This is a genomic window from Fluviicola taffensis DSM 16823, assembly GCF_943372375.1.
Lineage (GTDB): Bacteria > Bacteroidota > Bacteroidia > Flavobacteriales_D > Crocinitomicaceae > Fluviicola > Fluviicola taffensis_A.
This window is the reverse complement of sequence record NZ_CALRYJ010000013.1, coordinates 16,203-28,311: the sequence shown is the minus strand read 5'-3', so window position 1 is coordinate 28,311 and position 12,109 is coordinate 16,203. Positions and strand designations below refer to the sequence as shown.

12 protein-coding genes are annotated in these 12,109 nt (G+C 36.9%); all 12 read right to left on the bottom strand.

All coding sequences use genetic code 11. The annotated features are described in order from the left end of the window. On the bottom strand, nucleotides 1-1,110 hold the full coding sequence (locus AAG807_RS15980; RefSeq protein ID WP_341906101.1) for a glycosyltransferase family 4 protein: 1,110 nt from the start codon (nucleotides 1,108-1,110) through the stop codon (nucleotides 1-3). Next, nucleotides 1,107-1,961, bottom strand: coding sequence for an FkbM family methyltransferase (locus tag AAG807_RS15975; RefSeq protein WP_341906098.1), 855 nt, complete (start codon nucleotides 1,959-1,961; stop codon nucleotides 1,107-1,109). Before AAG807_RS15975 ends, AAG807_RS15980 begins: the two co-directional genes overlap by 4 nt. Continuing rightward, nucleotides 1,958-3,055 carry an acyltransferase gene (locus AAG807_RS15970; RefSeq protein WP_341906095.1) on the bottom strand — a complete coding sequence of 366 codons (1,098 nt, stop codon included), beginning with the start codon at nucleotides 3,053-3,055 and terminating at the stop codon, nucleotides 1,958-1,960. The genes AAG807_RS15975 and AAG807_RS15970 overlap by 4 nt, the downstream gene beginning before the upstream one ends. Then, nucleotides 3,033-3,950, bottom strand: coding sequence for a glycosyltransferase (locus AAG807_RS15965; protein ID WP_341906094.1), 918 nt, complete (start codon nucleotides 3,948-3,950; stop codon nucleotides 3,033-3,035). Before AAG807_RS15965 ends, AAG807_RS15970 begins: the two co-directional genes overlap by 23 nt. Continuing rightward, a complete protein-coding gene (locus tag AAG807_RS15960) occupies nucleotides 3,947-4,927 on the bottom strand; it encodes a glycosyltransferase family 61 protein (RefSeq protein ID WP_341906090.1) in 981 nt (326 codons plus the stop codon). The genes AAG807_RS15965 and AAG807_RS15960 overlap by 4 nt, the downstream gene beginning before the upstream one ends. After that, nucleotides 4,909-5,868 (bottom strand): hypothetical protein, encoded by a 960-nt coding sequence (locus tag AAG807_RS15955; RefSeq protein WP_341906087.1) that lies wholly within the window; start codon nucleotides 5,866-5,868, stop codon nucleotides 4,909-4,911. Before AAG807_RS15955 ends, AAG807_RS15960 begins: the two co-directional genes overlap by 19 nt. A 3-nt stretch (nucleotides 5,869-5,871) precedes the next feature. After that, nucleotides 5,872-6,639 carry a class I SAM-dependent methyltransferase gene (locus AAG807_RS15950; RefSeq protein ID WP_341906085.1) on the bottom strand — a complete coding sequence of 256 codons (768 nt, stop codon included), beginning with the start codon at nucleotides 6,637-6,639 and terminating at the stop codon, nucleotides 5,872-5,874. Between the two features lie 7 nt (nucleotides 6,640-6,646). After that, nucleotides 6,647-7,861, bottom strand: coding sequence for an ABC transporter ATP-binding protein (locus tag AAG807_RS15945; protein ID WP_341906083.1), 1,215 nt, complete (start codon nucleotides 7,859-7,861; stop codon nucleotides 6,647-6,649). A 17-nt stretch (nucleotides 7,862-7,878) separates the two neighbouring features. After that, a complete protein-coding gene (locus AAG807_RS15940; protein ID WP_341906082.1) occupies nucleotides 7,879-8,643 on the bottom strand; it encodes an ABC transporter permease in 765 nt (254 codons plus the stop codon). 128 nt (nucleotides 8,644-8,771) lie between these two features. Further along, the gene (locus AAG807_RS15935) at nucleotides 8,772-9,611 is read right to left on the bottom strand and encodes an FkbM family methyltransferase (protein WP_341906080.1); all 840 of its coding nucleotides are present in this window, start codon (nucleotides 9,609-9,611) and stop codon (nucleotides 8,772-8,774) included. A 24-nt stretch (nucleotides 9,612-9,635) separates the two neighbouring features. Continuing rightward, a complete protein-coding gene (locus AAG807_RS15930) occupies nucleotides 9,636-10,751 on the bottom strand; it encodes an acyltransferase (RefSeq protein WP_341906076.1) in 1,116 nt (371 codons plus the stop codon). Nucleotides 10,752-10,759: 8 nt separating this feature from the next. After that, a complete protein-coding gene (locus AAG807_RS15925; protein WP_341906073.1) occupies nucleotides 10,760-12,109 on the bottom strand; it encodes a hypothetical protein in 1,350 nt (449 codons plus the stop codon).

The window sequence follows — 12,109 nt, the reverse complement described above, 5'->3', positions numbered from 1 at the left end:
TTATAAGGAGTAGAGTTCTTGAAGTTTCAAAATATAATCCTCAAAGCTAAACAATCCTTGAACACTATTGAGCCCATTAGATGCTAATTTTTCGCAAAGGAACGGGTCGTTTAATAAACGAATCATGGAATCATAAATAGCTTGCGAATCTTTAAATGGAACTACCAACGCATTTTCTTCAGGAACAATGAATTCCCGGGCAACTCCACTCAAAGTAACGATGGATGGAATACCGGCTGCCAATGCTTCGACATAAGTTTGTCCGAATGCTTCACAACTTGGATTCACCGGTACGTGGATATAGATGTCAAATAATTGATAGAGATCGTACACATTGTTCTCAAAAGACACAATAGAGATGTTCTTTTTGGGAAGTTGTTTTAAAAGCTCGCTTATTTCGGATGAATAATCTGCGTTTTCTGAAGCTCCGAACAAGGATAATTGTGCATTCGGATAATCTTTCAATAGTTTTTGAAAAGCTTCAATGATATACTGGATTCCTTTTAATTCCAGCCAACGCGAAATGACTCCAATAGTCGGATTCAGGTTGTCCGGATTATACTGCTTTCTGATTCGTTCAACTTCCTCCGAATCGGGATTGGAAAATCGTTCCAGATCAAATCCATGGTGAATAAGGATTCGTTTTGATTTCGGGACGGCTTGGTGATTCAATAAATCATCGATGTTTTTTGAAATGGCAACAATCTTGGTTGCTAAACGGTTCTGTATTTTATCGATCAATCGCTCTTTCCAATGCAATTTCAGCGGTTCACCGGAATGTCGGGTATAAATTCGGGTTTTAATTCCGGCACGTTTTGAAGCCCACAATCCGATCCAATTAGCATGCGCCAAATGACAATGAACGACCTCAATTTCTAATTGCTTTAAAAGGACTTTACATTCCCCAATTGCTTTGCGTGATTTCAATAGGGACGGAGTTTCTAAAGTGAAGACCGGAAAGTCGTTTTCTTTTAGAAAAAGATGCAGGGTTTTATTGGTGCAATTGATCAGGATATAAGAAACGTCCACCCCTTTTTTTCTCAATGCAAGAGCCGTCTGTTCGAAATAAACAGCTTTGTCAATATCCGATATGATGTAGCAGATTTTCAAAGGATAGGTTTACAGATGATATCGAAATGAGAATTCTTCAGATCGCTATTTTTAGTAATGATTTCAGCTGTTTCCGCATGTTCAATTACATAACCGAAAGATTCGATGAATTGAATGAAATCTGTGGCGTTGCTTCCTTGTTCCATCAAGTTTGAATCATCCAATTCGATAAAAAGCTGCGGTTTGTTATTTGTTAGCAGGTTTACAGCACCTTTCAATACTTCATGTTCGTAGCCTTCCACATCAATTTTAATAATTGAAACCGGAGGAATCTGATTTTCTTCGATAAATGAATCGAGTGTGGTGATTGCAATTTTATGGGTTGATTTTTTCGGATCGGATGTTACACGATTCATTCCCGGATTTCCAATTTCCCGTTCTTCAAAATAAACTTCCCCCTTTTGTGCTCCCAAACCAAGATTCTGAAGATGCAGGTTTTTGAATGAATTTAGGGCATGATTCCTTTTCAATTTCTGAAAGGTTGTCGGATGAGGTTCAAAACCATGAACGATTGCCCGGGGATATTTGTTTGCAAAATTGAACGATACTTCTCCAATATTCGCCCCAACGTCAAGAACGGTAATCGGATTTGAATTCAATTGGAGTAGCTTCTCTTTCGCGATTTCCTTGAATCCGAAATAAAGATGCCATTCAACAATGTTTGCCAGGTTCAGTTCGTAATTGATCCCATCTCTTGTCGCAGTTCGAAGAGTTGGATCTTTGTAGCTGTAATGATTGGGAGTGAACTTCGTAATAGAAGTGCCGTAGGTTTTATTTTTCACCAATTGAACCCAGCCTTTTTCAAGTATCGGAAGTTTTAGAACGGACCGGAAAAGATCTTTCATACTCATGATGGATTCATATCAATTAGTGTGTTTTTTCGTCTAATATAAGACCTTAATCTTTTATGAACCGGTTCTTCAATGAATTTGAATAAGCCGATTGAAATCAGTTGAATAAGCAAAAAGTTGATTAAACTATTTTCAGTAAAGTGATTAACAATCATAAAAATAAATCCTAAGTGAATCAAATAGAATGCATAAGAGCTTTTTCCTAACAGTTGAAATACTCCCGATGAAAGCAATCTTGAAAGAAGTGTTCTTTCTGTGATTAAGCCAAAATATAAAGGTGCAATTCCTAAAAGGGGAAGCAAAAGGGTGTTAATCAACATTCCCATTGGGTGACGAATTCCAAGTTCTCCGTGATCCCTGAAAAAACTGATTGAAAGGATTCCTAAAATGCAACCTAGACATCCGATCCAGGTGATGTACTTGATTTTGATGGAATAACGGGAGTAGAGGTAGAACAAAGCAATTCCAATAAAGAATTCACAACATCTTCCAAAATAAGTGTAGTTGAATATCAGATCCGTAGAATCAAAAAATCCATAAAATGAAATTGGATGAAAGATGAGATAGAGCAAGTATCCGATTGTTAAAAGCACAAGAGGAGCTAGAATCAGGAAGATGCGTTTTTTCTTGATTAAATAAAAAATGAAGGGAGCTGTTAAGTAAAAGAGTTCTTCAACAGACAAGGACCATGCCTGAGGAATTCCGGTAAAAATAAACTGAGATGAAAATGCCTTTAGCAAGGTCGCATTCAGTAAGAAATGAATCATTTCGCTGGAAACATTAAACTTTAGAATGAGTATGTTATAACTGATAGTTCCAATAAGAATGACCAAAAAAAGTGGGAATATTCTGGCAAAACGCAGAAAAATATAATCCTTGAACCGAATTTGTTTGTCAAAATATCTTTGAGCGATTAGAAAACCACTTAAAACAAAGAAAAAAGTAACTCCTGTATGCAATTCATCTGTAAAGTATCTTACTTGATTCTGATAGGAGGAAAAGGGATTGTAATGGTGAAAAAATACCATGTATGCAGCTATCGCACGAATCCCGGTTAATGCCGGGAAATAATTATCTTTTTCCATTGTAGCCATCGAAGATATAAATTCCGGTTAGTCGATTCATTAAATGCGTATAAAGTCGATCCCACGATTTTCTATTTGGAATCCGTTTGACAACAGATACAATCATTGGTGACAGAGAAGAAAGGATTGAGTAATAGAACCATTGGATTTTCGAATAAGGAATTTTAAGCTCCGAATAGCCCATCATAACGGCTTCTTTTCTGGTAAATGCACCTCTTTTCTTGCGTTCGAGAAATGGAATGATCTCCATTCTGTCTTTTTCATTATGATAAATGAGGCATTGTGTATTAATCAGAAATGTTAGTCCGGTCTTTTCTAAGCGCTTGCCAAGATCATAATCTTCAAATCCCGCGAAATGAAAAGCTTCATTGTATCCATTTATTTTCCCGAAAATGCTTCGTTGGATCAACAAAAATTGTGAAGTAATTCCTTTTGCTTGCACTGTTCCGTTTGTTACCCATTGCAAATCTGTACACCATCCTTTTAAAGAAGTGAATTCGATGCGCTCCAAGTACCTTCTGAAGGGTTTCGATTCGCTTTTTTGCAGCTCTTCCGGAATATAAACCCAGTCTGCATTGATTGCTGTTTCCGGGTTTTCCAAAATCAATTGATAACAAGATTCGATTGCATGCGAATTAATGATCATATCGTCATCAATGAACAACAGGAATTCACCCTGAGCATGAGAAGCTCCCATGTTTCGTGCGGATGCAACACCGCTTTTTGGATTGTCAAACACTTGTATGCGTTTGTCTTCTAACTTTAATTGAAGCGCCTGTTTTTTGGAATCGTTTACAACAATGATTTCATCAAGGGGACTAATGCTTTCCAGCACAGATTGGATACATTCATCAAATATATTGCCCCGATCAAACGTTGGAATGATTACTGAAATACGCTTCATTTGATGATTTCTCTCACTGAATTTAAAGGTAAAAACAAATCGCAATATCCGGGTAGCTCATGAACATCATTGCCGTCGCATTTGATTAATTGGTAATCCAGCTTGAGCGGAACACTCAATTTATAAAAACAATGTTGATTGAAATTCGTGTGGCAAAAGTCGAAAATGCGTGTTTCCGGATTACAAAAAAGAATATTGGTCAATCCTGCTCCATGGACAAAAGAAACATGCTTTGCAAAATACAGTGCATTGATTTGTTCCTCCAAAGTAAGCTCTTCCAAATTGAGCATGGGAATTTCAGCATCCGTGATTACTTGTTTTATTTCTTCGTGATTGATAATTTTTCGATAGGCTGCTTTCTCTCTGTCGATGAATAGCTTAGAAGGAAATTGAGCTACTTCCAAGAAACCTCTTTTTTGGGATTGTTCAATAATCCATTTTCTAAAAAGAGGCGTAATCAAATGATGATGATTCAAATCGCGATTGGGGAAATTACATGAAATCACTTTCGGACTAACAACAACTTCATTTTCTGCGATGTATCGAATGTTTTTCAAGCCGATTATATCGAACCATTTCCGATGAAATTCACTGGTTTTTGCAGGAAAAATGATGGTGGCTTCATTCAGGTAATCTTTCAACAAGAAAACTTTAACCAACACCTCCAATGTAAAGTGATAGTAATTGTCATACCAACCATGTGCGATACTGATTACAGGAGAATCAATCCGAACGACTTTTTTTTTCAGGTAATTACTGAGACTATTCTTCCAGGTAATGGTTCCACGGTGTCTAGGCGAAACAAAGTGTTCGTAGACGCGACCATTTTGAAAGACATAGCCATAATAATTCACACGAGCCTTTCCCAAAATATGAATGGCTACTGCCTCATGTATTGGTGGGTCGTTGTCAAAAGCCCCTTTTAAATCGATGGGTTCTGCAGGAGGAAATAAGGGGATTATTTCGACTTGAGCCATGATTTTAGTTTGTATTTGTAGATTTCCCAGCGTGATGCCCGATGGATATTCGGACGCAATTTGTAATGGCAGGGAATGTTTTTCAATTGTTCAAACCCGTTTTCGATATTGCAGGCAATGTATTCATTCAGTAATTCACTTAACGGATCGGATTGAATACGTTTGAACTGAATGTTGTTTTGACTGTTTTCAGCAGCGCTAGTCATTTTTACGCCACTAAAGTGAAAGAATACCAAAGGATAGTGTTCATTCACAAAAAAGTTTCCGTCAACTTTGGAAAGTTTTCGTTCATGGAGGTTCCATTCCGCAACATTCAATCCGAAATTTCTGGAAATAATGGTTTTATCGGAAAAAACAGGAAGTAAATTCATGACTTTCTGATCGTAGAATTCACCATTCAAAATATTGTTGTGACCATAATGGAGCAAATGGTTTTTCCACCAGGAAATAATCTTGCGAGAAGAATCTGTTAGTTGAATTCCGATAAATCCCAGGTTGAAAACGCCTGTGTTGATAGTTCCTAAAGTCAGATAGTCCAATTCTGCCTGATCAACCGGTTTAATCATGTGAGGAGTCAGGATAAATTCTCCATTCACCAATTCGTTCCATACGGAATCCAACTGATCATAAACCACGATATCCGGATCCAGATAAATCAATGAGGTGAACCCCTTGTTTTGATCCAAATATTCGATGATAAATGGCTTTAATGCCGTATTGAATTCAATGATATTGTAAGTTTCGGTAAGTGTTTTAAATTGTGTCTGAGGGATTTGAATGTCCTCTATTTCAATAATGGATTCATCACTGATTACACCGTTTAATTTATCTGCCAGAAAAATAAAGAACGGAAGTTCCGGATTTGTCTTCTGAATACTCTTTTTAAGTGTCAGAGCCAAAGACAAATAATTTAAGGAACAAATAGTAAACGCAGCTTTCATTGATTATTCTTTGGTGCAAACAAGAACTTGGAATCCGGTGTGAATATTTTTGAAATCAATATCATTTTTAAAAGTCTTCAAAGACGAATCAAAGGTTTGAAACTTTTCGGGATTCAATTTGTAACGAATTTTCTTAGTGAAAGAATCCACTACCTGAGATTTCATCGAAATATTTTGGGTAAAGACTTCGTCGATTCTAAAGTAGTTTCGGATCAGTTGCTGAAAATCATTAAAAGACCACTCAATTACATGGAATTGATTGATGTTATTGGTAGTTGTAACAGCAGTAACCGGAGTCGAAATGATTAATTTCCCACCTGATTTTAAAGATGAAAATACACGTTCCAGAAAAGCCGAATAATTGGATAGATGTTCAATGGTTTCAAAACTCACGACCACATCGTAGTAATCTTTGTTTTCGTATGTTTCCGCATTGTCAACAAAACGAGTGATTTTTTCATTTGGATAACGGTGTTTTGCATAACGGACAGAATCTTCACTCAAATCGACAGAATGGATTTCAAGTGGATTACCATTTTGAGCAAGGTAATAGGTTCCGTAGCCACTTCCGCCGGCAATGTCCAGTACCCGTTTTCCTGAAATATGGTTTTGGGCAAATTCATACCGTTTGAGATGCAATTCGTCGCCGTATTTATTCATGAAGCCATGAACCCATCTTTCGTGTTTTCCAAAAAGTAAATGATCCGCGAGTGAATCAAGTTCAAATTTCAAACAAAAATTCTCTTCAATAATTTCGTGAATGTTATCCATGATTCGATTACTTTATCTTTTTTAGTTCACTGATTGTGGTTGGTCTTACCATACCGGGAATGACACCACTAAAATCAGTAATTCGTTTAAATTTATCTTCAAAAAAGTCAACACTGATCAAATCCCTGATATCTAAATGAACTTCAACTGTTTTCAAGGTGGTGATTGAAACTCCTACGTTGTATTGGATGTTGTTCATCGTATTTGCCGGAATCCAAATGATCACTTCATAGGTTCCTTTTACAGTCGTTTTCACACCCGATATTCCAAGGAAACAGCACACATTATTGGTGTTGTAAAAATGAACATTCGGTGAAGGGGAAAAGTTGTCCTCAAACAATTCATATTCAATGCGAACACCGATTTTATCGTGAATAGTCGGTTGATGAATTTGTTCATGCCGTTCATTCACCAGTGATACACTGTTCAAACGGACTTTGTCATTTCCCGGGCGTTGATTCAATTCCCATTGTTGGTCGGAGCTGCCATAGTTTTTTGAATAACTGTGCAGAACTTCGGAAATTTCTCCCAAATGAGCAATTTGACCATTTTTGAGATAGACTCCTTTGTTACATAGATTGGCAACAGTATCAAGATCGTGGCTTACAAAAAGAATGGAACGACCACTTTTGCTCACCTCGTTCATTTTTCCGAGACATTTCTTTTGAAATTCGGCATCACCGACAGCAAGTACTTCGTCAATAATCAAAATTTCATTTTCAAGAAATGCAGCTACGGCAAAAGCTAAACGCAATTGCATTCCGGAACTATAGTGCTTCAGTGGAGTATCTAAAAATTGCTCCACTCCGGAGAAGTCTACAATTGCATCGAAGTTTCGCGAGATTTCTGCTCGTTTCATTCCGAGTATCGAACCGTTCATGAAGATGTTTTCTCTTCCTGTAAGTTCGGCATGGAATCCGGTCCCCACTTCCAATAAGGAAGCAATTCTTCCGCGAGCAGTAATTTTCCCTGAAGTTGGAGGAGTAATTTGAGAAAGGATCTTTAAAAGGGTGGATTTCCCTGCTCCATTTTTACCAATGATTCCAATACTTTCACCAGCTTCTACCTGAAAGGAAATATCTTTTAATGCCCAAAATTCTTCTTTTTCTTTTTGCTTGAAAAAACCGGATAATGAGTCGCGCAAACTCAAATAAGGTTGCTGCCCTGACTTTTGAATCAAGTATTTTTTGCTTATTGCTTCAATTTCTAAGATTGGTTTCACTGGAGAGAATCAAAAAGTTAAGCTAAATCGGCAAAATAAGCCTCTGTTTTTCGGAAAGTGTACAATCCAATCATGAAAAAAACAAGAGTGGAAATGGAGCTATATGCAATCGTTGTCAAATTCATTTCATAATTCAAGAATACGCTTCGGATCAATTCCAAAGCACCTGCAACCGGATTGAATTGTAAAATGGTGGTTGCAACCGGGTTATTGGTAATTGAAATGGGGAACATGATAGGAGACACAAATAGCATTCCCTGAATAAAGAAAGGCAGGATGTAGCGCACATCCCGATATTTGATATTCAGCGCAGCCAGGAACATTCCGATTCCTAATGTGGAAAAAGAAATCATGATCAGTGCCAGCGGGAGATAAAGCAGATGTAGCCAGTTTATTGGCGTTTGGAAATAAATCAGAGCAATAAAAAACAGGCATAAACTAATCAGGAAATCGACACTTGAGCTAAGAATGGCAGAAAAAGGAATGATCAAACGCGGGAAATAGACTTTTTTGATGATGTTCGAGTTGTTGACCATCGAGTTTGCTGCGTTGGATAGACCTGTACTGAAAAAGCCCCAGATTACTAATCCGCTTAAGGCAAATAGCGGATAAGGAACGGTTAATTTAGAAACGGATGAAATGGCATTTCCTAAAAAGAAGGTAAAAACGATGGTCATTAATGCAGGTTGCAATATGACCCAAAGAAAGCCTAAAACTGTTTGTTTGTATTTAACTTTTATTTCTCTCCAAGTAAAGAAATAAAGCAATTCCCAGTAACTCAAAATTTCTTTGAAACCAAAGCTGAATTTGCTTTTTGATTTTATTTCGAGTAGATACTTACTTTCAGGATGCATTTGTTCAAATATGCCACCAAAATAAAGAAAATTCCGCAGATTAAGGCTGTGAATTATCAATTAGGGATGCAAATCAGATCGGTTTGGTAATCTAAAGTCAGAATCTCGTCTAAATTCGAAAGACCTTCTTTGGTGCTAATTTCATAATTCATTGAAATCAACTGATTTATTGCAATGTCTATATTTCCTTGTTGCGCTTCAATATTTTTGATGCTGTATTCAAATACCAGAATCGGTTTGAATCGTTTGATCGTCAGTTCTGCGCCTTTCAATACTTGTAATTCAAATCCCTCCACATCAATTTTGATGAAATCGACCTGCGAAATATCCTTCTCAAAAACAAATTCATCAATTGAAATGACCGAAACAGGAATCCCTTTCTTCTGATCATTTGTCATGCGAAAACCACCGCTATTTCCAAGAGTAGGTTTCATCATGTGTAAACTTCCTTTTTCCTTACTAAGTCCCAGGTTGTAAGCTTTGATTTCAAGTTGTTTATTCAGCCGGATATTGGTCTCCAATTTTTGAAATGTGCTTGGAAAGGGTTCAAAAGCATAAACGGAAGGATTCAGAGCTTTCTTTTTTTGCGTTTTGAACATGCTAAGAGCAGTTTGTCCCACATTAGCTCCAATATCAAAAATGACTTCGGATTTGTTCAGATAATCCAAAACATATTCACTGGAATCAGACTTGCAATAAAAATAGATCAGCCATTCCTGATAATCACTGAGGTCTAATTGATATGAAATACCTTTTCGCGTAACATTTCTGATGCTTCCTTTTTTGTAATGGGTATTGGTCGGTACAACTTTGTAAACCCAGTTTCTTGAATTAAAAAAAAGGATGATTAGTATCAGAAGTTTTTCTGATACCTGATTGGTAAACGGGTGTTTCATAGTAGCGAGATTTGGTTCTCTTAACTAAGTAAACCTACTTTTCAATTTCAAAAAGTAAGTCTCAAAATAGTTGAAGCTAACCAAAGATATAAAATAAGTCAGAACAAGACTACTTATTGGTTCTACTATTAAGACCGTCAGGAAGTTGTCCTGATGCAAAAGCGATTTGGAGATTGTGACAATGATTAGAATGGCCAAAAAATGCAAGCAATACATACCATAAGTGTACTTTCCGCTTTGGGTTAGTAGTTTAAAGCGCGAAAGTCTAAAAATCCCTTCTGTGTTGACTGCCTGGTCCAAAATAATCCACAACATAATCAGTGAGCTGAATATGCGTTCGTAAGGAATCAGATTTTCATTCCAATTCATTAATTCGTCACGGATAAAAAAATGAATGGCAAAAAGCACATAAGGAATAACTTGTAACAGCACGGATTGTTTTACAAGCGCATTTTTCAATGAGTTATAGCGAATAATGAACCAGGCACCAAATGAACCGATTACGAGGTCGTTCATACAGGAAAGTGTATGGAATTCGATATGATAATATTCGTTATGAGTAACTCGGTATCCCAAACTCAGTAAAATCAAAGAGGTAAATAAAATCCAATAGTATCTGATTGGTATCAGAACTAAAAACAATGGCCAGATAAGATAAAACTGTTCTTCGATCGCAACACTCCAGAGAACTCCCAGAATAGATGCGTCCGGTCTCCCATTCAAAATGAAATCAAAGTTGCTGGTGAAGCTCAAATAATTAAATAAATGGGCTGTTTCCTGAGGACTTTGTCCCAGGTACGATTTGATGAGTGGAAAGATAAAGAACCCAAAGAATACACAAAAAAAATAAAGAGGCCAGATCCGTAAGACTCTCCGAAGCCAAAAATGAATGACGTTGATGCTGGAAGATGTTTGTTTTTCAATGATTAATAGATAAGTGATTAGAAAACCACTCAATACAAAAAAAAAGTTTACTCCAAGGTTTCCATTTGCAAAGAGACCAACTTTGATGGTTTTGTAAGTGTTTGAGTTCAGAACTTCGGCATTTTTGCTGGTGAAACTGTGGAAGAAAAAAACCATCAGAAAACAAATTGTTCTCAGACCATCCAGGTTTTTAAAGTAAGGCAAAGTTGATTTCATAGACTTAATTATTCCGGAACTGTTGGATTTTGTTCATTTTTTCTTTCCAGTCTGCTAAAAATAAATAACAGAAAAAATGGAAGGGTAGGAGCTTTCAAACGTGCAAGAACACCGAATAAACCGGATGTTAACCCTACAAAATAGGCCAGAATCAAAACAAATAACACGGAGAAAAGAATAAAATCTTTTGTTTGAATTCCTTGCTTGGAAATCGAAAAAGTTGTTTTTTTTCTTCTTCGTATGATGACTAAGGTCAGGATGAGAAAAAGCGTGCCTTCCAAACCGTTAATAAGCATGAGTGCATTATCAGCTTCCCAAATAAAAGGTCTGTAGAGTGTTGTCAGGATAGCATTTGGAATAACTGTAATCATGGTAACTGAATTGACCTCAGAGATTCCCAGATCGTAGCGTTTTCCGGTGTATCCGGTATTATTTTGAAAGTCGAGGTAAATGGTGTTGGCTGTTTCTGTCAAATTATTTGATGAGAATTCTCCGAATAGGGAAGAGCTGCTCATAAAGAAGACAATACTCGAAATTGCAATAGATATTCCGGTCATTCGTGTTAAAAATCGAACTATAAATGGTTTGGTGCGATTTAGTCTGAAAATAAGCAGGATAAATAGAGGGACTGCAATTGGTAATAGGAGAAACGAACGGGTGACAAAAATAAACCAGATTCCTATAAGCGTAGCAATGATTGTTTTGATGTTGTATTGTTTGTAAAGAATCTTGAACGCTCCCATAATGACGACTAATAAGCTCGCGTATGTAACGGAATCCTTCATGATTCCTGTGCACCAAAACCCAACTGTAGGAATGAATAAAACTGCGTAAGCGATGTATTTGGTCTGGATCGTTAAAAATGAATTTAGGAACCGGAAGAATTTCCAGGAAATAAAAGAGGTGATTACCGAATAGAACAGATTCAATGTCAGGTAACTTTTGAAAGTGAAGAAGGAAATAGGACTGCTTAATTTACAGATAAACCAGGAGTTTGGCTCATTGTAAATCCAAACTGGTGGTATGCCGGTTGTCTGATTGTAATAATGCGGAAGATACCCTTTGTTTGAGGTGTAGAATAACTCCGTGAAATAGTTCTCAGGAGATTGGTAAAACAAATTGTTCAGAGTATCCGCTCCCTGCCAATATGCGGTTGTATCACCTCCACCGTAACTGTAGACATAAACATAAGCCATAGCAAACCCCATGAATATCTTCCAAAAAAAGTGGGGGAGAAAATAACGGTATTCCGGATTCTCTTTGTTCTTAAGAAAAATAAGAATGGCAATCAGACTGAATAGAACCAGGTAAGCAGTGAAGAAAATATAATCATACAGGGTAAATTCAGGATATTTCAT

Excerpts from the sequence above, each read along its gene's own strand:
- AAG807_RS15975 (WP_341906098.1), bottom strand. The coding sequence starts at position 1,961 with ATGAGTATGAAAGATCTTTTCCGGTCCGTTCTAAAACTTCCGATACTT.
- AAG807_RS15970 (WP_341906095.1), bottom strand. The coding sequence starts at position 3,055 with ATGGCTACAATGGAAAAAGATAATTATTTCCCGGCATTAACCGGGATT.
- AAG807_RS15965 (WP_341906094.1), bottom strand. The coding sequence starts at position 3,950 with ATGAAGCGTATTTCAGTAATCATTCCAACGTTTGATCGGGGCAATATA.
- AAG807_RS15960 (WP_341906090.1), bottom strand. The coding sequence starts at position 4,927 with ATGGCTCAAGTCGAAATAATCCCCTTATTTCCTCCTGCAGAACCCATC.
- AAG807_RS15955 (WP_341906087.1), bottom strand. The coding sequence starts at position 5,868 with ATGAAAGCTGCGTTTACTATTTGTTCCTTAAATTATTTGTCTTTGGCT.
- AAG807_RS15950 (WP_341906085.1), bottom strand. The coding sequence starts at position 6,639 with ATGGATAACATTCACGAAATTATTGAAGAGAATTTTTGTTTGAAATTT.
- AAG807_RS15935 (WP_341906080.1), bottom strand. The coding sequence starts at position 9,611 with ATGAAACACCCGTTTACCAATCAGGTATCAGAAAAACTTCTGATACTA.
- AAG807_RS15930 (WP_341906076.1), bottom strand. The coding sequence starts at position 10,751 with ATGAAATCAACTTTGCCTTACTTTAAAAACCTGGATGGTCTGAGAACA.
- AAG807_RS15925 (WP_341906073.1), bottom strand. The coding sequence starts at position 12,109 with ATGAAATATCCTGAATTTACCCTGTATGATTATATTTTCTTCACTGCT.